This window comes from Acidovorax sp. Leaf73 (assembly GCF_916855635.1).
GTDB lineage: Bacteria > Pseudomonadota > Gammaproteobacteria > Burkholderiales > Burkholderiaceae_C > Acidovorax > Acidovorax facilis.
Genome location: NZ_CAKASI010000001.1, coordinates 285,779 through 309,102 on the forward strand (window position 1 = coordinate 285,779; position 23,324 = coordinate 309,102).

Annotated in this window: 21 protein-coding genes and 1 riboswitch; of the genes, 16 read left to right on the top strand and 5 right to left on the bottom strand. The window is 65.6% G+C overall.

The genetic code is table 11. The annotated features are described in order from the left end of the window. Positions 1 to 86 precede the first annotated feature (86 nt). From ccoG to LPA35_RS01425, 3 genes are all read left to right on the top strand, one after another. Complete coding sequence (gene ccoG, locus LPA35_RS01415; RefSeq protein WP_228894596.1) at positions 87 to 1,532, top strand: cytochrome c oxidase accessory protein CcoG; 1,446 nt, start codon at positions 87 to 89, stop codon at positions 1,530 to 1,532. A gap of 73 nt (positions 1,533 to 1,605) precedes the next feature. Further along, positions 1,606 to 1,887, top strand: coding sequence for a FixH family protein (locus LPA35_RS01420; RefSeq protein WP_055395201.1), 282 nt, complete (start codon positions 1,606 to 1,608; stop codon positions 1,885 to 1,887). A gap of 51 nt (positions 1,888 to 1,938) precedes the next feature. Next, positions 1,939 to 2,232, top strand: coding sequence for a hypothetical protein (locus tag LPA35_RS01425; RefSeq protein ID WP_055395203.1), 294 nt, complete (start codon positions 1,939 to 1,941; stop codon positions 2,230 to 2,232). Positions 2,233 to 2,299: 67 nt separating this feature from the next. On the opposite strand, the gene fnr is transcribed toward LPA35_RS01425, so the two are convergent. After that, positions 2,300 to 3,022 (bottom strand): fumarate/nitrate reduction transcriptional regulator Fnr, encoded by a 723-nt coding sequence (gene fnr / locus LPA35_RS01430; protein ID WP_218299410.1) that lies wholly within the window; start codon positions 3,020 to 3,022, stop codon positions 2,300 to 2,302. A gap of 187 nt (positions 3,023 to 3,209) precedes the next feature. Here fnr and hemN point away from each other — a divergent pair, with 187 nt between their 5' ends. Both hemN and LPA35_RS01440 read left to right on the top strand, forming a co-directional pair. Continuing rightward, positions 3,210 to 4,592: an oxygen-independent coproporphyrinogen III oxidase gene (hemN, locus tag LPA35_RS01435; RefSeq protein WP_055395207.1), complete on the top strand. Its 1,383-nt coding sequence runs from the start codon at positions 3,210 to 3,212 to the stop codon at positions 4,590 to 4,592. A 5-nt stretch (positions 4,593 to 4,597) separates the two neighbouring features. Then, entirely contained in the window at positions 4,598 to 5,356 is a 759-nt protein-coding gene (locus LPA35_RS01440; protein WP_228894597.1) for a sulfite exporter TauE/SafE family protein, read from the top strand. A 78-nt stretch (positions 5,357 to 5,434) separates the two neighbouring features. Here the strand turns inward: LPA35_RS01440 and LPA35_RS26055 are convergent, their stop codons facing one another. After that, complete coding sequence (locus LPA35_RS26055; RefSeq protein ID WP_255577649.1) at positions 5,435 to 5,566, bottom strand: hypothetical protein; 132 nt, start codon at positions 5,564 to 5,566, stop codon at positions 5,435 to 5,437. 10 nt (positions 5,567 to 5,576) lie between these two features. On the opposite strand from LPA35_RS26055, the gene LPA35_RS01445 reads away from it, so the two are divergent. Further along, positions 5,577 to 6,875, top strand: a complete 1,299-nt coding sequence (locus LPA35_RS01445; RefSeq protein WP_055395211.1) for an HD-GYP domain-containing protein — start codon at positions 5,577 to 5,579, stop codon at positions 6,873 to 6,875. Further along, positions 6,872 to 9,310 carry a bifunctional diguanylate cyclase/phosphodiesterase gene (locus LPA35_RS01450; RefSeq protein ID WP_055395213.1) on the top strand — a complete coding sequence of 813 codons (2,439 nt, stop codon included), beginning with the start codon at positions 6,872 to 6,874 and terminating at the stop codon, positions 9,308 to 9,310. The genes LPA35_RS01445 and LPA35_RS01450 overlap by 4 nt, the downstream gene beginning before the upstream one ends. 58 nt (positions 9,311 to 9,368) lie before the next feature. Here the strand turns inward: LPA35_RS01450 and LPA35_RS01455 are convergent, their stop codons facing one another. The 3 genes from LPA35_RS01455 to LPA35_RS01465 form a co-directional block, all read right to left on the bottom strand. Next, entirely contained in the window at positions 9,369 to 10,184 is an 816-nt protein-coding gene (locus LPA35_RS01455) for a sulfite exporter TauE/SafE family protein (RefSeq protein WP_055395215.1), read from the bottom strand. Between the two features lie 399 nt (positions 10,185 to 10,583). After that, a complete protein-coding gene (locus LPA35_RS01460; protein WP_228894598.1) occupies positions 10,584 to 10,955 on the bottom strand; it encodes a cell division protein ZapA in 372 nt (123 codons plus the stop codon). Continuing rightward, a complete protein-coding gene (locus tag LPA35_RS01465) occupies positions 10,952 to 11,182 on the bottom strand; it encodes a hypothetical protein (RefSeq protein WP_055395219.1) in 231 nt (76 codons plus the stop codon). The genes LPA35_RS01460 and LPA35_RS01465 overlap by 4 nt, the downstream gene beginning before the upstream one ends. A gap of 36 nt (positions 11,183 to 11,218) precedes the next feature. After that, a riboswitch (cobalamin riboswitch) is annotated at positions 11,219 to 11,458 on the top strand. Positions 11,459 to 11,538: 80 nt separating this feature from the next. Here LPA35_RS01465 and LPA35_RS01470 point away from each other — a divergent pair. The 9 genes from LPA35_RS01470 to cobN all read left to right on the top strand — a co-directional run bounded on the left by LPA35_RS01470 (position 11,539) and on the right by cobN (position 23,295). Continuing rightward, entirely contained in the window at positions 11,539 to 13,422 is a 1,884-nt protein-coding gene (locus tag LPA35_RS01470) for a TonB-dependent receptor domain-containing protein (protein ID WP_228894599.1), read from the top strand. Positions 13,423 to 13,564: 142 nt separating this feature from the next. Next, a complete protein-coding gene (locus tag LPA35_RS01475) occupies positions 13,565 to 14,926 on the top strand; it encodes a cobyrinate a,c-diamide synthase (protein WP_228894600.1) in 1,362 nt (453 codons plus the stop codon). After that, the gene (locus tag LPA35_RS01480) at positions 14,923 to 15,525 is read left to right on the top strand and encodes a bifunctional adenosylcobinamide kinase/adenosylcobinamide-phosphate guanylyltransferase (protein WP_228894602.1); all 603 of its coding nucleotides are present in this window, start codon (positions 14,923 to 14,925) and stop codon (positions 15,523 to 15,525) included. The genes LPA35_RS01475 and LPA35_RS01480 overlap by 4 nt, the downstream gene beginning before the upstream one ends. After that, positions 15,525 to 16,427 (top strand): ABC transporter substrate-binding protein, encoded by a 903-nt coding sequence (locus LPA35_RS01485; RefSeq protein WP_228894604.1) that lies wholly within the window; start codon positions 15,525 to 15,527, stop codon positions 16,425 to 16,427. The genes LPA35_RS01480 and LPA35_RS01485 overlap by 1 nt, the downstream gene beginning before the upstream one ends. Then, positions 16,424 to 17,458 carry an iron ABC transporter permease gene (locus LPA35_RS01490; protein ID WP_228894606.1) on the top strand — a complete coding sequence of 345 codons (1,035 nt, stop codon included), beginning with the start codon at positions 16,424 to 16,426 and terminating at the stop codon, positions 17,456 to 17,458. Before LPA35_RS01485 ends, LPA35_RS01490 begins: the two co-directional genes overlap by 4 nt. Then, complete coding sequence (locus tag LPA35_RS01495; protein WP_228894607.1) at positions 17,455 to 18,273, top strand: ABC transporter ATP-binding protein; 819 nt, start codon at positions 17,455 to 17,457, stop codon at positions 18,271 to 18,273. Before LPA35_RS01490 ends, LPA35_RS01495 begins: the two co-directional genes overlap by 4 nt. Further along, positions 18,270 to 18,737, top strand: a complete 468-nt coding sequence (locus LPA35_RS01500) for a hypothetical protein (RefSeq protein WP_008906167.1) — start codon at positions 18,270 to 18,272, stop codon at positions 18,735 to 18,737. Before LPA35_RS01495 ends, LPA35_RS01500 begins: the two co-directional genes overlap by 4 nt. After that, positions 18,734 to 19,120 carry a DUF2149 domain-containing protein gene (locus LPA35_RS01505; protein ID WP_228894609.1) on the top strand — a complete coding sequence of 129 codons (387 nt, stop codon included), beginning with the start codon at positions 18,734 to 18,736 and terminating at the stop codon, positions 19,118 to 19,120. Before LPA35_RS01500 ends, LPA35_RS01505 begins: the two co-directional genes overlap by 4 nt. Then, positions 19,117 to 23,295 (top strand): cobaltochelatase subunit CobN, encoded by a 4,179-nt coding sequence (gene cobN, locus LPA35_RS01510; protein WP_228894610.1) that lies wholly within the window; start codon positions 19,117 to 19,119, stop codon positions 23,293 to 23,295. Before LPA35_RS01505 ends, cobN begins: the two co-directional genes overlap by 4 nt. Positions 23,296 to 23,324 lie beyond the last annotated feature (29 nt).

Below are 23,324 nucleotides of genomic sequence, written 5' to 3' on the forward strand. Positions count from 1 at the left end.
GCCTTGGCCACTTGGAGCAGTGCCTAGGCACTGCTCCAGGGGGCAGCGCAAACTGAGAACCACGAAGCAAACGGACCGATACCATCATGAACCCACCCAGCGAGCCTGCTCGCAAGGTCATCCCGATAGCGCCGGTTGCGTCCGATGCCTCATCACAGGGCGAGATTGTTTCCCTGTACGAAGCGCAAAAGAAGATCTACCCGCGTTCCATCAGTGGCCTGTTCGCGCGTTGGCGCTGGGGGATGGTGTTTCTCACGCAGATCGTTTTCTACGGGCTGCCCTGGTTTGAATGGGGGCAGCGCCAGATGGTGCTGTTTGATCTGGGGGCTCGGCGGTTCTACATCTTCGGCCTGGTTCTGTACCCCCAGGATTTCATTTACCTTACGGGCCTGCTCATCATCTCGGCGTTGTCGCTGTTCCTGTTTACGGCAGTGGCGGGGCGGCTTTGGTGTGGATTTGCGTGCCCGCAAACGGTCTACACCGAAATGTTCATGTGGATCGAGCACAAGATCGAAGGCGATCGCAGTGCGCGGCTTCGACTGGACAATGGGCCCTGGACCTTCGAGAAGGTTCGCAAGAAGTTTTTCAAGCAGGTCATCTGGATTGCCGTGGCGTTGTGGACGGGGTTCACGTTCGTGGGCTATTTCGTGCCCATCCGCGAACTCGGGGCAGAGCTGCTGGCGGTGCAGGGTGGCTGGCAGATTTTCTGGGTACTGTTCTATGGCTTTGCCACCTATGGCAATGCCGGCTATATGCGCGAACAGGTGTGCAAATACATGTGTCCCTATGCGCGCTTTCAGAGCGCCATGTTTGACAAGGACACGCTGATCGTTACCTACGACCCAGAACGCGGTGAGCAGCGTGGGCCGCGCAAGAAGAACATCGACTACAAGGCCCAGGGGTTGGGCGATTGCATTGACTGCTCGCTGTGTGTGCAGGTGTGCCCTGTGGGCATCGACATTCGCAAGGGCTTGCAGTACGAATGCATCGGCTGCGGCCTGTGCGTGGACGCCTGCAATACCGTGATGGACAAGATGCAGTATCCGCGCGGGCTCATCCGGTTTTCTACGCAGAACGGCGTGGCCAAACGGTGGAGTCAGTCGCAGATCCTGCGCCGTGTGCTGCGGCCACGAGTGCTGATATACAGCGCGGTCCTGGTGGCCCTGTGCGTAGGCATGATGGCCAGCCTTGTCACACGCACGCCTTTGAAGGTGGATGTGGTGCGTGATCGGGCGGCGCTGTCGCGCATCGTGGCGGGTGGAAAGCTGGAGAACATCTACCGCCTGCAGATCATGAACGCCACTGAAGGCCCCCAGCGCTATCGCATCAGTGTGCGTGGCCTTGAAGGGCTGGAAGTCGCTTCTGATTCCGAGGTGGACATCGGTGCGGCGGAGTCCCGGTGGGTGGCCGTCCGTCTGCAGATACCCTATGGATCAGCCCCTTCAGGATCACATGCCGTGCAGTTCGATGTGCAGGCCTTGGGCGCGGACGCCCATGTGAGCGAGAAATCCGTGTTTCTGGTGCCGCGATAACGCAGCGCGCGCCCGGGTGCAAGACCTTCGCGGGTCTTGCTTTGAGCAAGATAATTTTTGAGGAGTAAGCACCATGCCATCCAGTTCCGCCCTCGGCACTGCCCCTTCTGCCGCTGCACCCTGGTGGAGGTTTGGCCATGTGTGGCTGATCATCGCCGGTCCCGTGATCGTGATCATTGCAGGGTTTGTGACCCTGTGGCTCGCGATATCGCGCCCCGACCCTGTGGTCGCGGAAGATTATTACCGCCAGGGCATCGAGATCAACAAGACACTGGCCACCCCAGAAAAAAGCCTGTTGCCAGCCATGAAGGGCCGCAACCACGCGGCCACCCCGGTCCAGGACCAGCCGCGCTGAACCCACTTGGCCGGGCGGCTTGCCTACACGGCCTTACCAGGAGACAAACCAATGTGGATGCAACGCGTGATGTGGATTGCATGGCCGGCCTTTTTGATGGCCGGTGTGATGGAAATGCTGGTTTTTGCGATGGTGGACCCGCAAGACCTTCACTGGTTTGGGCAGCCGTTGGCATTGTCACGGCAGGGCGTGTACACGCTGGCCTTTTTTGCGTTCTGGATGATCACGATGGCATCCAGCGCGTTGACCACGCTGCTGGCCATGTCACCGTTTGAACTTAACCGTTGCCCGGTTCCCGAAGGCGAGCGTCCCGATGACTGCCGCAAGACATCATCGTGCCCTTGAGCGGTAGTGCCACCTATTGGCAAAGGTAATGTGGTAAGGACTGCCAGGATGGCAGACGACAGCAGGTTCAGTGGCAGGCTTGCTGGTTGTTCACGATGCGCTTGAGGGCCTCGGTCTCCAGGATGCGCACATGGCGCTGCTTGACCTCGACAATGCCTTCTTCCACGAACTTGGAGAAGGTGCGGCTCACGGTTTCGAGCTTGAGGCCCAGGTAGCTACCGATCTCTTCGCGGGTCATGCGCAGCACGAGCTCGGACTGCGAGAACCCCCGGGCGTGCAGGCGCTGAACCAGGTTGAGCAGGAACGCGGCCAGGCGCTCCTCAGCGCGCATGCTGCCCAGGAGCAGCATCACGCCATGCTCGCGGACAATCTCGCGGCTCATGATCTTGTGCACATGGTGCTGCAATGCGGTGACTTCGCGGGACAGTTCTTCGATGCGGTCAAACGGCATGACGCAGACTTCCGCGTCTTCCAGGGCCACCGCATCGCAGGTGTGGTGGTCATTCACGATGCCATCAAGGCCGATGATCTCGCCTGCCATCTGAAAACCCGTGACCTGGTCACGCCCGTCTTCGGTGGCCACACATGTTTTGAAGAAGCCGGTTCGAATGGCATAGAGCGAGGTGAAGGATTCGCCGTTGCGGAAAAGGGTTCCACCGCGTTTGATCTTGCGGCGAACGGCAACGACCTCGTCAATGCGTTGCAGCTGTTCCTCGCTCAGCCCCACCGGCATGCACAGCTCGCGCAGGTTGCAGTTGGAGCAGGCGACTTTGATGGTGAGCGGGTTCATAGGAACAGAGGCTGGGTAAGGTTTGAGCATATCGCCCCATATGCCTAACAGGCTGGGCCTTTGGGTGCGGGTGGGCGACTGATGTGCATCAAATTGTCGCTCTTCGTCCCGGTCCATCACTTGATGCAGGTCAAGGACATGGAGTGCAGCTTACGGCACAGTCGAAGTGTACGCAAGGAATTTGCCCATGACCGCTGTTTCGCCCGAGCTGCTGCGCCGTTTCGACGTGCCAGGGCCCCGTTATACCTCTTACCCAACAGCTGACCGTTTCGTCGAGGCCTTCGGGCAGGACGACTACGCGCTTGCCTTGGAGCAGCGCAGGCTGGGCTCCATGACGAAGGCCTTGCCGCTGTCTTTGTACGTGCACATCCCCTTTTGCGAGTCTCTTTGTTACTACTGCGCCTGCAACAAGATCATCACCAAACACCATGATCGGGCAGAGGTGTATTTGCGGTATTTGAGCCGCGAGATTGACTTGCACACAGCACACTGCGGCACGGGGCAGGTGGTAAGTCAGCTTCACCTGGGTGGCGGCACGCCCACTTTTCTATCGGACGAGGGCTTGCGGGAGCTGATGGGCATGCTCAAACGCAGCTTTTCGTTGGCGCCGGGCGGGGAGTATTCGATTGAGGTGGACCCTCGCACCGTCAATGCGGACCGCCTTGCAGTGCTGGCGGAACTGGGATTCAACCGACTGAGCTTTGGGGTGCAGGATTTCGATCCTGAGGTACAAAAGGCCGTTCACCGCATACAGCCTGCCGAGCAGGTGTTTTCGCTGGTGGAGTCCGCACGTTCGCTGGGTTTTGAATCCATCAATGTGGATTTGATCTACGGCCTGCCTCGGCAGACGCCAGAGTCGTTTGACCGCACGCTGGCCCAGGTTACGCAGCTGCGGCCTGACCGTATCGCGTTGTACGCGTATGCCCATCTGCCAGAACGTTTCAAGCCTCAGCGCCGTATTGTTTCGGCCGAGTTGCCAGCGGCTGCAGGCAAGGTGTCGATGCTCTCCCGCTCGCTGGACGCCTTCATGGATGCTGGGTACGTGTATGTGGGCATGGACCACTTTGCATTGCCTGAGGATGCATTGGCAGTCGCCAAGCGCCAGGGGCGTCTGCACCGCAACTTCCAGGGCTACAGTACGCAACCTGATTGCGACCTGATCGGCCTGGGGGTGTCTGCGATTGGCCGGGTCGGAGCCACCTACAGCCAAAATGCCAAGACCCTGGATGAGTATTACGATTTTCTGAATCAGGGGCGCCTGCCCGTCGTTCGTGGGTTGGCCCTGACGCGCGACGATCTCGTGCGCCGCGCGGTCATCATGGCCCTGATGTGCCAAGGCGAGCTGTTGTTTGAGCCCATGGAGCAAGCGTGGTTGATCGACTTTCGCCACTACTTCTCTGCGGAGCTGGCGCAACTGGAAACCATGGCCGAGCAGGGGCTCGTGGTGGTGCGGCCCGATGGGGTCGAGGTCACTGCCATGGGCTGGTTCTTTGTGCGCGGCATTGCCATGGTCTTTGACCGTTACCTGCAGGCTGACCGCAACCGCGCCCGTTTTTCGCGCATCATCTGATCCTCATGATTGCTACGGTCGCCTCAACCGCCTTGCTGATGGGACTCGTTGGCGGGTCCCATTGTTTGGCCATGTGTTCTGCGCCTTGTGGGGCATTGATCGGGCAGGGCGGTGGGGGCATGGCGTCCACAGCTGGTGGAGATGCGCAGCCCCAGGCAACTCCCCAGACGGTGCAGACGGTGCAGTGGGTGCCCCGTGGCGGTGTCATTCGGCGCGCCGTCGCTTTTCATGCTGGCCGCTTGGCCGGGTACGCTGTGGCGGGTGGCTTGGCTGCATGGGCCATGGACAGCCTGGCATGGTTGACCCAGCAGACCGTGGCACTTCGCCCTGCGTGGACCCTGATGCATGTTGCGGTGATGGCGTGGGGTTTGATGATGGTGATCCAGGCGCGCCAGCCCCAGTGGGTAGAGCAGGCGGGCCGTACCGTATGGGCGCGTGTGCGGCCTCTGGTCAGTGCACCAGGCGGAGTTCTGGTTGCTGGTGGGCTTTGGGCCTTGATGCCCTGTGGCCTGCTCTACTCAGCGCTGCTCGTGGCTGCGCTGAGCGGAGGGCCTCTGGAAGGGGCGCTCAGCATGGCGCTTTTTGGCCTGGGCAGTGGTGTGTGGCTGGTCGGCGGGCCCTTGGTGTGGATTCGGCTGAAAGCAGGGGTCAATGCGAAACGTGCGGACTGGGGAACGCGCATCGCAGGAGGTTTGCTGTGCGCCGTGGCCAGCTGGGCACTCTGGATGGACCTGATCTACAAACCGTCGTTGTGGTGCCGCTAGCCAGCAGTTCCCCGATTTGCAAGCTGCGGTGCGACGGGGTTCGGGAGGCCTCGTAAATCCATGTCTATACAAGGGTGATCAACGCTTGCCCTTGGTGAGAAAGGCAAGTGTTGCCATGCCGCTGCGGCGCAGGCGCACTCCTTCGACAAGACCCTCGATCTGGCGATAATCTGTGTAACTATTGGTGGCATTGACGTCGCCATGTTTCACACGCCTTGAAGTGAACTCCTCCATCCTCATCGACATCAGCCAACTGCGTGTCGGCATGTACATCCAGCTCGACGTGGGTTGGTTGCACCATCCGTTCCCGGTGAGCAGCTTTCGTGTGGCGGCAGCGGAGCAGATTGCCACCTTGCGTGAGCTGGGGCTCACCGAGGTGCGGTACTTTCCCAAAAAGAGCGATCCAGAACTGAGGGAACTCGTGCCTGCAGCCTGGAGCGTGCCGGAAATGAAGGCATCGTCTTCGAGTGCACCTGAGGCTGCGACAGCTACTGCCACGGTGGACCCAGAGGCGCAGCGCAGGCGTGAATTGCTGGAGGCCCAGAACCGGACGCTGGCGGCCTGCAATCAGCGGTTTGGGGAGGCCACGCGGCAATACCAGGCGCTGGAGCGTGTGGTCTCGGAGCACCCCGACCAGGCCCGTACCAAAGGCGAAACGCTGGTGTCAGGTTGCGTGGCGGAACTCCTGGAAAACGGTGATTCTGTCATCCGGCTGTTGTCGGAAGGGGTGGGCGAGCGCAATGCCCTGCACCCGATCAACGTGATGGTGATCTCTCTGCTGCTGGGCCGTGCGTTGGGCATGAAAAGTGCCGAGCTGCACGACCTTGGCATTGCCGCGCTGATTCATGATCTGGGCAAGCTCAAGTTGCCACCGAATCTCAGGCAACCTACGCCCTCCATGATTCCGATGGAGCGTACGCGTTACGAGACCCATGTGGGTGAGTCCGTGACACTGGCCACGCGCATGGGGCTGCCCGAATCTGTGATTACCGCCGTTGCTCGGCACCATGAGATGGCCGATGGCAGTGGGTTTCCACTGCGGTTGTCGGGGCCCGATCTGGGGCGCGCGAGCCAGGTGCTCGCCCTCGTCAATCGCTACGATCGCATGTGCAATCCCGCCAATGGAGTGGATGCGCTCACACCCCATGAGGCTTTGTCGGTCATCTTTGCACAGCTCAAGGCGCGCTTCGATTCCGTGGTGCTCGGGGCATTCATCCGCATGATGGGGGTGTACCCGCCGGGCTCCATCGTCCAGTTGGTGAACGACCGCTATGCGATTGTTGCCTCGGTCAACTCTTCGCGTCCGCTGCGGCCCAAGGTCATCGTCCATGACTCCCGGGTGCCCAAGGATGAGGCTCCCATCCTGGACCTGGAAACTGTGCCCGAGCTGGGTATCCGGCGCAGCCTCAAGCCTGCGCAACTGCCGCGCGATGCGCTGGACTACCTCTCTCCGCGGCAGCGTATCTGTTACTTTTTCGAGCGTGCGGTCAGCCCCGGTCCCGAAGAGGCAGGGTCGTGACCGTTTCGCAGTCCCACGGCTGGCTCGACGGTTTACAGGAGGCCGTCTGGCTGGTCGATGAGACCAGCCTGCTCATCCTTCACGCGAATGCCACCGCGCAGCGGCTGGTGGGCTTGCCTGTGGCCGAGATGGTGGGTACGCCCGTGTTGCGCCTGGCCTCCACACCGCAGGACATGGCGTTCTGGGGGGAGTCGGCCCAGGTGGTTGCAGATGGCATTCATTCCCACACCAGCCTTTTGCGCGCTGACGGCACCCTGGTTCCGGTCAATCGTCAGGTGACGCGCGTTCCTGCAGAGGTCGCTTCTGGCACGGTCTTCATGCTGACCATGCTGGATCGCAGTGTCCAGGAATCGACCGAGCGCGAGCTGGAAACTTTGCTGTCTGAGCTGCGCGCCACGCTGGATTCTGCCGCTGACGGCATGCTCGTGTGCAGCCTCGATGGCCGGGTGCGGGCTTTCAATCAGCGGCTTGCGCAACTGTGGAATATTCCGCGCGATTTGCTGGTGCGGCGCGACGATGCGGCTGTCTATGCGCACATGGAGGCCCAGGTTGAGAACGCACGTGCCTATGCGGAGCGTTTGGCTGCCATCACCCGAGAGCCGATGCAGGAGAGCACCGACATTCTGGTGTTGCGAAATGGCTTGGTGCTGGAGTTGCGCACCGTGCCGCAGTTCAGCCAGGGGCGGCCCGTGGGGCGGGTGTATTCGTACCGGGACATCACCCGCCAGACCGAGATACAGGCCAGCCTGAGACTGGCCGCACGGGTGTTCGAGTCCAGCCTGGACGCCATCTTCATCGCCGACAGCCAGCACAGGGTCTTGCGCATGAACCCAGGCTGCGAGCGGCTGGTGGGGCCGTCTGCCAAATCGTTTGAAGGGTGCCTGGCGGCGTCGTTGTTCGGTGGCGGGTCGGATGCGGCTTTCATGGAGCAGGTGCTGCAGGGGTGGGCCAAGGAGGGTTTCTGGGAAGGCGAGCTGTGGCTGCCCCGTGACAACGGCACCTATTGCGCAGTGCAGTTGTCATGGGTGGCGCTGCGCGACGACGAAGAGCGTCTGGTGCAGAGCATCGGCTTCATGCGGGATCTGACGCTGCAGCACGCCGCCCAGAAGCGCATTGAGGAACTGGCCTACAGCGACGTACTCACGGGCCTGCCCAACCGTCTGCTGTTGTCGCAGCGTGTGGACACTGCCATCCAGGGGGCGCGCCAAAGCGACACGGGCTTTGCCATCCTGTTTCTGGATCTCGACCGCTTCAAGATCATCAATGACTCCCTCGGCCACCCTTTCGGTGACCGCGTGCTGCAACTGGTGGCCGAGCGCCTGCAGGCCTGCCTGCGCCAGACGGACATGTTGTGTCGACTGGGTGGCGATGAATTTGTCATCTACCTGCATGGTGGTGATGCCGTGGTGGCTGAGAGCGTGGCGCGCCGCATCCTGGACGACATGCTCAAGCCCTTCATGCTGGACAGTATGGGCTTCTCCATCCAGTGCAGCATTGGCATGGCGCTGTACCCACAGGACGGTGCGACGCTGGACGATCTCATCAAGCAGGCTGACACGGCCATGTACCGTGTCAAAGAGCGCGGCCGGGGTAGCTATGGCTTTTACCAGCCGCAGATGAATGCCAATCTGCTGTCGCGCATGCAGATGGAGCATGCGATGCGCCAGGCGCTGGGGCTTGACCGCATGGCAGTGCACTACCAACCACAGGTCAACATGGCCACCGGGCGCATCACGGGGGCCGAAGCGCTGATCCGCTGGACCGACCCGGAGTTCGGTGCAGTATCACCTGGGCAGTTCATCCCCCTGGCGGAGGAGTCTGGCTACATCGTGACGCTGGGCGCGTGGGTCATGGAGCAGGCCGTGCGTGAGGCGGCGGTGTGGATGCACAGTGGCATGCCGATCATGATTTCGGTGAACGTGTCGGCGCTGGAGTTCCGGCAGCCTGATTTCGTGGACCGCATCACCCGGCTACTGGCGGTGCACCAGTTGCCGCCCACGCTGCTGGAGCTGGAGCTGACGGAAACCATCCTGCTGCAGGATGCACAGGAAATGGAGCAGCGCCTGCGTGTGCTCGCCGGGCTTGGCATCGGGCTCGCCATCGACGATTTCGGCACCGGGTATTCCAGCCTGGCGTACCTGAAGAAGCTGCCGATCCACAAGCTCAAGATCGACCAGTCCTTTGTGCGTGGCCTGCCCGACGATGATGGAGACCGGGCCATCGTGAGTGCCATCATCAGCATGGGGCGTGCCATGCACATTGAGGTGGTGGCAGAGGGGGTGGAAACAGAAACCCAGCAGGCGGTGTTGCTGCAGATGCAGTGCGACCACTACCAGGGATTTCTCTGCGCGCCAGGGCTTCCTGCCCAGGAGTTTCGCGCCATGCTTGCCAGGCCCTTGCCTTTGAATGCGCGGGGGCGGCGCAGTTCGGTCTAGAACTAAGGCAACCTGGTGCTAGGGCCCCCCGGTAGCATGGAGGTCGGTCCAGAGACGCTTAAAACGCCGCGATGCCCTTCCAGAGCATGTACGCCGCCAGTCCGAACAATAGCGATGCGAATACACGCTTGAGCTGCTTGACTGGCAGGCTGTGTGCTGCTTTGGCGCCCAGTGGCGCGGTGAGCACGCTGCAGGTCGCTATCACGGCCAGGGCGGGGAGCCAGATGTAGCCCAGCGAGGCGGTTGGCAATCCCTCCACGTTCTGTCCTCCGATCACATAGCCCACCACGTTGGCCAGTGCGATGGGAAAACCCAGCGCCGCACTGGTGGCTACCGCATTGTGGATGGGCACGTTGCACCAGGTCATGAACGGCACGCTCACGAACCCGCCACCAGCACCCACCAGGCCCGACAGGAATCCGATCACGCCACCTGCCGCCACCTGGCCTGCACCACCGGGCATCTGGCGCGTGGGGGCTGGTTTTTTGTCCAGAAACATCTGTGTGGCCGAAAAACTCACGAACAACGCGAAGAAGATGGCAAGGAACGAACCCTTGAGCAGCGCAAACACGCCCAGGCTCGCAATGAAACCACCGAGCACGATGCCAGGCGCCAGCCGCTTGACGATGTCCCAGCGCACGGCGCCGCGCTGGTGGTGGGCCCGCACACTGGAGATCGACGTGAACATGATGGTGGCCATCGAGGTGGCAATCGCCATCTTCACCGCCAGATCGGGTGCGACTTTTTGCGCGCCCAGGATGTAGGTCAAGAACGGGACCAGCAGCATCCCGCCGCCAATGCCCAGTAGGCCCGCCAGAAAACCTGTGGCCAGGCCCAGGACACCGAGTTCAACAATCAGCAGGGGATCGAGCATGGCGCGACGTCAGACAAAGGGGTGGAAAGAGGGGAGGAAAGGCGGGGAGATGCCCTGTCGAAGATGCTGCAGCGTGGGGTTGCGTGGACAGGGGCATGGAGAAGAAGGTGTCTGCGAATGCCACCGGACTCTCATCCTGAACCGGGGGTTCAGGTGGGCGAGGGCAGCCAAGCGTTGGGTTCATCTGACGCGAGATGATCACGCTCACCGGGCAATGTACCAAGCCCGAGCTCGTTGAGCATTGGTTCAAGGAAATATAAAGCCCGGCGGCTTCGCAGACACCGCCATTGTAGGCGCTGCCTGCACGGGTTGAGTGTCTGGGGCCATGTAAAGCCCGTAAGCTATGAGGGGTGCAGATCGGGGGCAATCCGGCAGGCTTGGCGCTGTGCTGGGGGGCTGTCAAAGAAGGCGGCCGTCGTCGCCCAATGCCTGATCCAGGCGCTGCACCAGGGCATGAAGGCGCTGCTGGTCTTCGTCGGGTAGGAGGGTTTCCTGCGTACCCGTGCTGGCAGCGGTTGCGATGGCGGGGCTGGCCGTTTTGGCGGCTGCACCTGCTGCCAGGTCGGCAGCCTCGCGGTCGGCGATTTCGAAAGCCAGGTTCAAGGCAGCCAGCACCGCAATGCGTTCGCGGGCGCGGACCTTGCCCGCATCGCGGATGCGGATCATCGCGGTATCGACACGCTCCACAGCATCCAGCAGGCGGCTTTCGTGGCCCTCGGGGCAGGTCAGCAGGTAGCTTTGCTGCAGGATCTGCACCTCGATTTGCTTCATTCGGCTTCCTTGGTGACAGCGGCAGGGGCTGCGGCGGGCAGGCGCTCCAGCAGTGCATCCACGCGGGCGCGGGCGGCACTGAGGCGGGATTTGAGGGAGTCCCGTTCTTGCGTCAGCGCGGCCACCTGATCGGTCAGCAGCGCGTTGGTGCGTTGCAGTTCTGCGTGGCGCAGCAGCAGGCGGTCGACGCGCTCGGCGATCTGGTCGGTGGGGGACGGTGTTGCCATACAGCCCCCGATTGTAGGGTTGCAGGCTGTAAACAGCCGTAAAATCGCGCGGTTGGTGCTCGCGGTGTGGTTCACATGCCGCAGTTCAACGGGAAGCAGGGAGGCGCAGTACCACCGGTACACGCCCAGCCTGCGCTGCCCCCGCAACGGTCAGCGGACGAGTCTTTCGACTCTCTCTCCATCCATACGCCACTGGGCGCCTTGAACAAGCGCATGGGAAGGCATTGGGGGGGTGTTCCGCCAGCCCGGATACCGGCCAACACGGTGGCTGCGTGCGCCCTTTTTGGAGCTGCGCGGCTGTATCACCCACATGCTGGCGGGAGGCCGGCCCGGGTTGTTTGTTGACGATGATCCCCATGAAAATCCGTACCCTTCGTGCGCGCCCCGTGGCGCTGCTGCGCCTGCCTGCCCACCGTGTGGCCCTGTTGACCCTGGCGGTTGGCAGCGCCTGCAGTGCGCTGGCCCAGAGTGCCCCGGCAACCGGTGAACTGCTGGCCCAGAACCTGCGCGCGCCCTCGCTCGCCGAAACCGTGGTGGCCGCCACGCGCACGCCGCAGCCGCTGTCCGACCTGGTGGCCGACATCTCCATCGTGGACCGCGAAACCATCGAAAGCAGCGGCGCCACCGGCCTGGCCGACCTGCTGGCCCGTCTGCCGGGCGTGGAGTTCTCGCGCAATGGCGGGCCGGGTGCCACCACGGGTGTATTCCTGCGCGGTGCTGAATCGCGCTTCACAGCGGTATACATCGACGGGGTGCGCATCGATTCGCAGTCCACCGGGGGGGCGCCGTGGGAGAGCATTCCGCTCGGCCTCATCGATCGCATCGAAGTGCTGCGCGGCCCCGCAGGCGCCGTATACGGATCGGATGCCATGGGCGGCGTGGTGCAGATTTTCACCAAGCGCGGCGAGAACGGCACGGCGCCGTATGTGGGCGTGGGCATTGGCAACCACAACACCACCAAGGTGGAGGCCGGCATCAGCGGGGCCAGCGGCACCGTGGACTACGCGCTGGGCTTTGCGCGCGATGACAGCAAGGGCTTCAACGCCCGCACGGTGGCCACCCAGAACCCTGACCGCGATGGCTACCGCACCACGGCGGGCCATGCCCGCGTGGGCCTGCAGGTCGATGCGGCGCACCGGCTGGAGGGAACGCTCATGGTCAATGACTCCAACAGCGGCTACGACAGCGGGCTGGGCAAGGACGACCGCAACCTGCACACCATGCACGCCCTGGGCCTCAACTGGATTGCCCAGTGGAGCAGCGCCTACAAGACGCGCCTGTCCATCACCGACTCGCGCGATGAATACGAAACCCGCCCCTCGCCCTACCTGAGCGACACGCGCCTGCGTGGCTATTACTTCCAGAACGAATGGCGCCAGGGCGCGCACCTGGTCACGGCCGCGTTGGAGCGCCGTGAAGACCGCCTCGAAAACGCCCCCATCGATGCCAAACGCTCGCAGGACGCGCTGGCCCTGGGCTACGGCTACAACGCTGCAGGCCACACCGTGCAGCTCAACCTGCGCCACGATTCCGACAGCGAGTTTGGCGGCAAGAGCACCGGCAGCGTGGCCTACGGCTACGCCATCACACCGCAGTGGCGCGCTACGGCATCGGTGGGCACGGCCTTCCGCGCGCCCACGCTGTACCACCGCTTCAGCGAATACGGCGTGGCCACGCTGCGCCCGGAAAGCAGCCGCAATGCCGAAGTGGCGCTGCGCTACGCCCAGGGCAACAGCACGTTCTCGGCCACGCTGTTTCGCAACCGTGTGAGCAACCTGATTTCGTTCTCTGGCCCCGGCACCTGCCTGTCGGACTTTGGCTGCTACGCCAACACGGCCCGGGCCGAATACAAGGGCGTGACGTTTGCGGGATCACACCGTGTGGGTGATGTGCAATTGCACGGCTCCATCGACCTGCAGCGCCCGCGTGACCTGGACACCGGCAAGCAGCTGGCGCGCCGTGCCAAGCAGCACGCTACCTTCGGCGCGGACACCCGCCTGGCGGGCTGGACCGTGGGCGCGGAGGTGCAGGCATCAGGCCGCCGTTTCGACACCGTGGCCAACACCAATGTGCTGGGCGGCTATGCGCTGGTCAACCTGTACGCCAGCACCCGCATTGCCCGCGACTACACGCTGCTGGCGCGCATCGACAACCTGGCCGACAAGGACTACCAGCTGGCCCGCACCTATGCCACCGCAGGCCGCACGGTCTACGTCGGTGTGAAGTGGGCGCCGCAGTGAAGCCCCCCCTGAGGCGCTGCGCGCCTTCCCCCCGCGGGGGGACGCCACCCGTGGCCTGGCGGAGCCAGTTCCACGGTGGCACTGGCATCGTGCGTGCCAGTTTCATAGGCATGCTGGGCATGTGTTCCCCAGGGTGACTGAAATGACCAGGTGCCCCGCGTTGCTGATTGCCGCCCCGGCTTCCGGGCAGGGCAAGACCACCGTCACTGCCGCCCTGGCGCGCCTGCATGCGCGCCAGGGCCGGCGGGTGCGGGTTTTCAAGTGCGGGCCGGATTTTCTGGACCCGCACTGGCACCTGCTGGCCAGCGGGGCGCCGGTGCACCAGCTCGATTTGTGGATGAACGGTGAGGCCGACTGCGCGCAGCGACTGCACGACGCCGCCGTCGAGTCGGACCTGATCCTCATCGAAGGCGTGATGGGCCTGTTTGACGGCAGCCCCAGCGCGGCCGACCTGGCCCGGCACTTTGGTGTGCCGGTGCTGGCGGTGGTCGATGCCTCGGCCATGGCGGGCACGTTTGGCGCGCTGGCCTATGGCCTGCGCCACTACCGGCCGGGCCTGCCCTGGGCGGGGGTGCTGGCCAACCGCGTAGGCAGCGCGCGCCATGCCGACATGTTGCGTGACGGCTTGCAAGATGCCGACGACTGGATGGGCGCGCTGATGCGGGTGCAGCCAGGCAATGCGCCTTTAGCCGCCAAGGCCGGTGCGGCGCTGCTGCCCGAGCGCCACCTGGGCCTGGTGGCCGCGCACGAGCTGGACGACAGCCTGCAGCGGCTGGACGCAGCGGCCGATGCGCTGGCTGCTACGCCGCTGGGCCAAATGACGCTGGAGGACCTGCAGCGCTGGGCCGTGGACTTTCCGGCGCCTGCATCCACGGTTGCCGTGCCTGCTTTGCTCGCAGGCCGTACGGTGGCCGTGGGGCGTGATGCGGCGTTCTGCTTCATCTACGCTGCTAACGTGCAATGCTTGGAGCAGATGGGCGCGCGCGTGGTGTTCTTCTCGCCCTTGCACGATGCGGTGCTGCCCGATTGCGACGCGGTGTGGCTGCCCGGCGGTTACCCCGAGCTGCACACCGCGAAGATCGCGGCCAACACCGGGATGCAAGCCAGCCTGCGCGCCCATGTGGCCGCAGGTAAACCGCTGTGGGCCGAGTGCGGCGGCATGATGGCGCTGTTTGAATCCATCACCCTGGCCGATGGCAGCACGGCTCCACTGTGGGGTTTGCTGCCCGGCCGTGTGACCATGCAAAAGCGCCTGGCGGCGCTCGGGCCGCAGCAGCTGACCGTGGCAGGGCACACGCTGCGCGGCCACACCTTCCACTATTCGACCAGCGACAGCAGCGCCCCCGTGGTGGCCCGCACGGCGCGGCCCAACGAGGCGGTTGCGCCGGATGCGGGTGAAGCGTTGTACCAGCAGGGCAGCATCCATGCCAGCTACTTCCATGCGTGGTTCCCTTCGAGTCCAGAGGCGGTGGCGCATCTGCTGGGCGGTGAGAGCAAAGCATGACTTCCGTCTCGCACTCCATCACCACCGAACTCATCCTGGGCGGTCAGAAAAGCGGCAAATCCCGCCGCGCTGAGCTGCTGGCACGCGACTGGATGGCGCAATCGAGCGACCACCGCGCCGTGCTGATCGCCACGGGGCAGGCCTGGGACGACGAGATGCGCGAGCGCATCGCCCGCCACCAGCGCGACCGTGCCGAGCGCGTGCCTGGCCTGCAAACCGTGGAAGAGCCGCACGACGTGGCCGCTGCCGTGGCGTTGTACAGCACCCCACAAACCCTGGTGATGGTGGACTGCCTCACGCTGTGGCTCACCCACTGGACCATGCCCGTGGGTGTGGAATCCATGAGTTGTGAACAAAAACAGGCTCTGGCGCTTGATTGGCAAGCGCAAGCAGCTATGTTTTTGGTAGCGGTTCGGAAATCCCCCGGCCCCGTTGTTCTGGTGGGCAACGAAATTGGCCTGGGGGTTATCCCAATGGGGCGCGAGGTGCGCGCTTTTGTGGATGCACTCGGCACGCTCAACCAGCAGGTGGCGCAGGTGTGCCCCCGCGTGACGCTCATGGCGGCTGGCCTGCCGCTTACCTTGAAAGAACCTCGCTGATGAAACCCACCCCCGTGCGCCGCATCCTTTGGGTGATCGCCATCGTGATTGCGCTGGGCCTGCTCATGGCTGGCCTGGCGCGTGCACAGCCCGTGCACATCAAGGACGACAAGGGCCGCGAGGTCTCGCTGCCCCGTCCGCCGCAGCGCATCGTGAGCCTGCTGCCCTCGTTGACCGAAAGCGTGTGCGAGCTGGAGCAATGCCACCGGCTCGTGGGGGTAGACCGCTATTCCAACTGGCCGGAGGCCGTGATTGCCAAGCTGCCCAAGGTGGGCGGCGGGCTGGACCCGAGCATCGAGGCCATCGTAGCGCTCAAGCCCGACGTGGTGCTCATGTCCGCTAGCTCCCGCGCCAGCGACCGGCTGGAGGCGCTGGGCCTCACGGTGGTGCAACTGGAGCCCAAGACCCACGCCGATGTGCGCCGCGTGCTGGGCACCGTGAGCGACCTGCTGGGCGTGCCCCGCGCGCAGGGCTCCGACCGCCTCTGGCGCGTGATCGACGCGGGCGTGTTGGCAGCGGCGCAATCGCTGCCGCCCAAGGCAAAGAACGCACGCGTGTATTTTGAAGTGAGCCGTGGGCCTTATGCGGCAGGCGAGGCCTCGTTCATTGGCGAATCCCTCACCCGGCTGGGGGTGCGCAATGTGGTGCCCGCATCGCTGGGCCCGTTTCCGCGCCTGAACCCCGAGTTCGTGGTGCGCGCCAACCCCGACATCATCATGATCGGCAACCGCAGCATGCAGGCCATGGTGCCTTACCCCGGCTGGGCCACCATGCGAGCCATCCGCGAGAACCGGCTCTGTGTGTTCGGCCCCGGCGACTCTGATGTGGTGGTGCGCCCCGGGCCGCGCATGGCCGAGGCAGCGCGCATCATGGCTCGCTGCATTGCGGACAAGGCTTCATGAGCAGCGTCCACGCCGATCTGCCAACAGGCTCTGCCATCCGCCGTGCGGCCTGGTGCACCGCGTGGCTGCTGCTGGCCAGCGTGATGCTGGCCGTGTGTGGCGCCAGCGTCGGCAGCACGGGTTTTGACAGCGTGCTGCGCATGTACGGCGACCCCGTGGCCTGGCAGATCGTGTGGGACATCCGCCTGCCGCGCACGCTGGGCGCGTGGCTGGCGGGTGCGCTGCTGGGCCTATCGGGCGCGGTGGCGCAGGGCCTGTTCCGCAACCCGCTGGCCGACCCGTACCTGCTGGGCAGCGCCTCGGGCGCCGCGCTGGGTGGTGCCGTGGCGATGGCGCTGTTCGGCGTGTCGCCGGTGGCGGCGCAGTGGCTGGCGCGCATCGGCATCACGGGCATGGCATTTTTGGGCGCGGCGGGGGCGGTGGTGCTCACTCTGCTGTTGGCCAAAGGCGTGCAGCACACGCTGCGCCTGCTGCTGGCGGGCGTGATTGTGGGCGTGGTGTTGGGCGCGCTGCGCGACCTGGTGGAGCTGGCCTCGCCCGACATCCTGCAGGCCATGCAGGCGTTCACGCTGGGCAGCACGGCCTTTGTGGGCTGGATGGCTTGTGTGCTCATGGCCGTGGCCTGGGGGCTGTGCTCGGTGGTCGCATGGATGCTGGCACGCGCGCTGGATGGCCTCACGCTGGGCGAGGCCACGGCGGCCAGCCTGGGCCTGCCGCTCATGCCCATGCGCGTCGGTCTGGTGGCCGCCATGGCGCTGGCCACGGGCACAGCGGTGGCACAAACTGGGCTCATCGCGTTTGTGGGTCTGGCCGCGCCGCACCTGGTGCGCTCCATCGTGCGCGTAACGCACGAGCGGCACATCGTGCTCGCAAGCCTGATGGGCGCCGTGCTGCTGCTGGCGGCCGACATCCTGGCGCGCTGGCTTCTGGCGCCGCAGGAGCTGCCGGTGGGCGTGCTCACGGCGGCGCTGGGCGGAACCTACCTGCTGTGGCTCATGCACCGGCGTACGTCGCAAGGTGGTGTGCTATGAATTCAGTAGCTATCAGCGCTTGCCAGATAAGCGCCAGCATCGGAAATCGCTTGATATTGCAGGGCATTGACCTGCAACTGCCCGCCGGGCGCTGGACCAGCATCGTCGGCCCCAACGGCGCGGGCAAGTCCACCTTGCTCAAGGTGCTGGCGGGCTTGCTGCCGCGCGCTGCGGTGCAGGGTGAAGTGTTGCTGCTGGGTCGTCCCCTCACGCAGATTCCGGCGCGCGAACGTGCCCGGCAACTTGCCTGGCTGGGCCAGAACGAAAGCTCGGCCGATGACCTCACGAGCTACGACGTGGCCATGCTGGGCCGCCTGCCGCACCAGGCCTGGCTGGCGCCGCCGGGCGCGGCCGACCACGCGGCCGTCGAGCAGGCGCTGCGCACCACGCAGGCCTGGGACTGGCGCCACCGCCCGCTGTCGCAGCTGTCGGGCGGCGAGCGCCAGCGCGTGCTGCTGGCCCGCGCCCTGGCCGTGCAGGCGCAGGTGCTGCTGATGGACGAGCCCCTGGCCAACCTCGATCCACCCCATCAGACGGACTGGCTGCACACCATGCGCGCGCTGGTCGATGGGGGAAGCACGGTGGTCAGCGTGCTGCACGAGGTGTCGCTGGCGCTGCAGGCCGATGACATGGTGGTGATGGCGGAGGGCCGCGTGCTGCACCAGGGCGCATGCGATGCGCCCGATATCCACGCCGCGCTGGAGAGCGTGTTTGACCACCGCATCCACGTGCGGCATCTGGATGGCATGTGGATGGCGCTGCCATCGCTGCAACGCAAGAACAACAACCAAGGAATGAAGGACGTGCAAGCATGAACATCGAATCGGGTTTTTCGCAGGTTGCGCAGTCGTTGCTCTGGCCCGTGCTGGTGCTGGTGGGGCTGGCGTTTGTCTACGCGCTGTGGTCGGGCGGCGCCACGCTCATGGAGGCATGGCAACGCTGGCGCCAGCCGCAGTACCGCTCGCTGCGTGTGGCGCCGGGCTTGTCGATGGAAGAGCTGGAGCTGCAATTGGTGCGCCAGGTGGAGCCCGTGCGCCTGCTCAGCCGCCTGTCGCCCATGCTGGGGCTGATCGCCACGATGATCCCGCTGGGCCCCGCGCTGCAAAGCGTGGCCGCGGGCAACGGCCAGCAGGCGCTGGCCGTTTTCAGCGGCGCCTTTGCGGGCGTGGTGCTGGCGCTGGCGGCTGCGTCGGTGGGCCTGGTGGTGTACTCGGTGCGCCGCCGCTGGCTGCTGGCCGAACTGCTGGTGGTGCGCAAGGAGCGCGGGGTGGCGCAATGACGCTGAAGCACCTGAGCGTCCTGGCTGAGGACGACGACGACCCGATGCTGTCCGCCGTGAACCTGGTGGACGTGTTCCTGGTGCTGGTGGTGGCACTGCTCACGGCCGTGGCCGTGCAAAGGCAGACGAGTGCCAATGAAAGCGTGACCATCATCCGCAATGCGGGCCAGCCCGACATGGAAGTGGTGGTGCGCGAGCAGGGCAAGGAAGTGCGCTTCAAGGGTGCAGGCAGCGCGGCGCAAGGGCAGGGCGTGCGTGCGGGCGTGGCCTACAAGCTCGAAGACGGCAATATCGTCTACATCCCTGAAACGGGCGCTGCTCCTGCCAGCGCTTCGGCCGGTGGCGCGGGTGGCTCCGCCACGCCGGCACCCGCCAAGCCATGAAGGCACTGATCTTGCGCGCGGCACTGTGGTGCCTGCTGCTGGCTGCGCCGCTGGTGCAGGCCGCGCAGTCTGCGCCCGTGCTGCTGTGGCTCACCTCCGACATCACCACCGCCCCGCGCACGGCCATGGTGCAGCGCCTGGCCTCCGACGCGGGCCTGGGCTTTGTGCACATCGATTACCCGCTGGCCGGCCCGGCGGTGCTCGACGCGGCCCAGGCCCAGAAGCTGGAGCGCGCACTGGCAGGCGCCGCCATGGTGTGGGTGGATGCACCGCATGCCAGCGTGGAGGCGCGCTTGCGCCGCATGGCGGGGCCGCAACTCGATGCGCGTGCTGTGCGCACCCTTGGCCGCGTGGTCTGGGTGCCTGCGGGCACGCCCGCCGTCGACCTGTCTGCGCTGGATGCGCCTGCCCGTATGGTGGCCTACCTGCAGGCCGGTGGCCCGCGCAACCTGAAGAACGCCATTGCCCTGGCGCGTGCCACCGTGGCGGGTGCTGCCATGCCTGCTTTGCCCGCGCCCGACATCCTGCCCCCCCGGGGTATCTACCACCCCGACGCGCCCCGCCTGCTGCCCAACGCCGCAGCGCTGGAGGCCTGGCGCCAGGGCCAGCCCGCGCTGCGCAGCCTGCCCGCCGTGGCCGTGCTGGTGCACCGCCACCATTTTGTGGATGGCAGTACCGAGTGGCTCGATGCCTGGCTGCGCACCTTCCGCCAGCAGGGTCTGTTCGCTTATGCGGCCTTTGGCCAGCAGGTCACGGCGCAGACGCTGGCCGAGGTGCTGGAGCTGCCCACTGAAGGAGGCAGCGGCCCCGGCCGCCTGCATGCCTCGGCCCTGGTGCTGCACCAGCTCGTGTCCCAGGCCGCTGCGCTGCAGCCGCTGTTGGCCCGCTGGGGCGTGCCCCTGCTGGGCACGCAGCCTTACCGCGCGGGCGATGCCGCTGCGTGGGATGCCAGCGATACGGGCCTGTCGCTCTCCGATGTGCCGTTCTATCTGGCGCAGCCCGAGGCGGCAGGCGCCATCGATCCCATCCTGGTCGCCGCCCACGGCGCCGAGGGCCGGGACTTCCGCCTCATCGAACGCCAGGCCCAGGCCGTGGCCGCCAAGGCACGGCGCCTGATCGCGCTGCAGACCAAACCGGCAGCAGACAAGCGCCTGGTGGCCATGGTCTACAACTACCCGCCGGGCGGCACCAACTTCGGTGCCTCGTTCCTCAACGTGCCGCGCAGCCTGGAGCAGGTGTCGGGCGGCCTGGCCCAGGCAGGCTACCGCACGCAGCAGGTGCCCGAGCAGGGCTGGATCGACGGGCTCAAGCCGCTGCTGGCCGCCTACTACCCCGGTGCTGATGTGCGCGCGCTGCTGCAAAACGGACAGGCCGCCGCGCTGCCACTGGTGCGTTATGAGCAGCACCTGGCCACGCTGCCAAAGGCCGTGCGCGAGCGCATGAACGCGCACTGGGGCGCGCCCGAAAAGAGCCGCTACGTGGTCGAGTGGCAGGGCGAAAAAGTGTTCGCCATCCCGCGTCTGCAGGTGGGCAAGCTCTCGGTATTGCCCCAGCCCCCGCGCGAAGAAACGCTGCGCCTGGGCCAGAACCCGTTCATGCACAAGTCCAAGGCGCCGTTGTCGCACCACTACCTCGCGGTGTATCTGTGGGCGCAGCTGGAGGCCGATGCGCTCATCCACTTCGGCACGCACGGCACGCAGGAATGGGCCGGTGGCAAGGCGCGCGCGCTCGATGTGCACGACGACGCGCTGCTGCCCCTGGGCGATCTGCCCGTGGTCTATCCCTACATCGTGGACAACCTGGGCGAGGCCCTCACGGCCAAGCGCCGGGGCCGCGCCGTGCTGGTGAGCCACCGCACGCCCGTGTTCGCCCCGGCAGGCTTCGAGGCGCGCATGGCCCACATGCACGAGGTGATGCACGAGTGGGAAACGGTGGACGAAGGCCCCACGCGCCGCGCGCTCGAAAAGCAGCTGGTGGCGCAGTTTGTGGAGCACCAGTTGCACCGCGACCTGGGCTGGAGCGCCGGGCGCATCGCGGCCGATTTCAGCGGCTTTCTTGAAATCCTGCACCCCTACCTGGACCAGCTCGCACAAAGTTCGCAGCCCAAGGGCCTGGCCGTGTTCGGCCGCGTGCCCGCGCCCGAGCAGCGGCGCGAGACCATTCTGCAGGCGCTGCGCAAGCCGCTGATCGAGGCGCTGGGCGAGGACATCGATGAGGCTTTTCTCATCAAGCACGATGCGGTGCTGGCAGCGCGCCCCGCGCGCTGGCTGGAGGTGGCCTTGAAGGACGTCGAGGCTGCCAGCGTGCTGGACCTGCGCCCCACGCTGCCTGACGCCGGTGCCCAGGACAGCCTGGTCCGCGCGGACGACTACGTTCCTAACCGTGCAGCACGCAAGCCCATCGATACGTCAGCGCTGCTGCAACTGGCACAGCGCGCGCAAGAGCTGGAGCGCCTGCTGGCCACGGAGGGCGAGCTACCCGGCTTGCTGGCTGCGCTGGAAGGGCGCTACCGGCCCGCTGCTTACGGCGGCGATCCCATCCGCAACCCCGACAGCCTGCCCACGGGCCGCAACCTCACGGGGCTGGACCCGAGCCGCCTGCCCACGCGCCAGGCCTATGCGGTGGCGCAGACGCTGTTCAACGACTGGTTCAAGGACTACCAGGCGCGCCACGGCGGCCGGGCGCCAGAGCGTATGGCGCTGTCGCTGTGGGCGGGCGAAACGCTGCGCCACCAGGGCATCATGGAAGCGCAGGCGCTTGTGGCGCTGGGCATGCGCCCGGTGTGGGACGACTCGGGCCGCCCGGTGCGCGTGGAGACCATTGCCGCCGATGAGCTCAAGCGCCCGCGCGTCGATGTGCTCATGAGCATCACCGGCTCCTACCGCGACCAGTTCCCCGCGCTGATGGGCTTGCTGGACCGTGCGGTGGCCCAGGCCGCCACGGCCGAGCCCGGCAATGTGATCGCGCGCAACACCGCGCAGATCGGCCAGGAGCTGCGCAAGCAGGGCGTGCCCCGCGCGCAGGCCGAGCAACTGGCGCGCGTGCGCTCGTTCGGCAATGCGGTGGGCGACTATGGCACCGGCCTGTCGGACGCGGTGCAAAGCGACGGCTTGCAAACCAACGATGCGCGCCTGGGCCAGATGTTCCTCGAACGCATGAGCCAGCCATATCTGGAGGGCGAGCCCGTGACCGGCGTGGCGGGCGGTGTGGCGGCCCAGGCATTGGGTGCCCACCTGCGCCGCACCGATGCCGCCATCCTGTCGCGCAGCTCGCATCTGTATGCCATGGTCAGCTCGGACGACCCGTTCCAGTACCTGGGCGGTCTGTCGGCGGCCGCCCGCGTGGCCGGGCGCCCGCAGGGGCTGGAGTTGCATGTGGCCCAGCTGCAGGATGTAAGCGAGCCCACCACCGAAACTGCACAGCGCGCCATTGCGCTGGAGATGCAGTCGCGCTACCTGCACCCGGGCTGGCTCCAGGCGCAGAAGGCCGAGGGCTATTCGGGCACGCTGCAGGTGCTCAAGGCCGTGCAGTTCGCCTGGGGCTGGCAGGCCGTCGCGCCCGACACGGTGCGCAGCGACCATTGGCAAAGCTTTTATGACGTGCTGGTGCGCGACAAGCACCAGCTGGGCCTGCCCGAGTGGCTCAAGGAACACCCGCAGGCCTATGCCCAGTCGCTGGAGCGCCTGGTGCAGGCGCAGCGCCAGGGCTACTGGCAGGCCGATGCCGACACGCAAAAACAACTGGCGCAGATGTACCAGGAGCTGACGCGTGCCGCGCCGCTGGCGGCCGAGCTGCCCAGCGTGCGCCGCTGGGTGGAGCGAGCTGCTCGTGGTGAGTCCGTAGAGCTGACCCCGCCTGCTGGTATGGCCATTGCCGCGCCGCAGTCGCCAGCCCTGGCAGCGCCACAGCCTGCGCCCGCCGCCGCTGACCTGCCCGCGCCGCCCGCCCAGGCAGAAGCACCACCCTCCGCGCCCGCCGTGCCTACCATGGGCGTGTTGCTGGAGCGGCAGCCCGAGCCAGCCCCTTCTGACAGCGCCACCGAGCCCAGCCCCGTGGAGCGCATGGCCGGCATCGTGGCCCTGCTGGTCATGGCCCTGGTGGCGATGGCGGGCGCCGCGTGGCAGGCGCGCCGTCCGTCCTCGTTGTCTTCCCCGTTGCAACCGGCCGGCGTGTGATGCCTGGCCTCTCTGAAAGAATCGACACC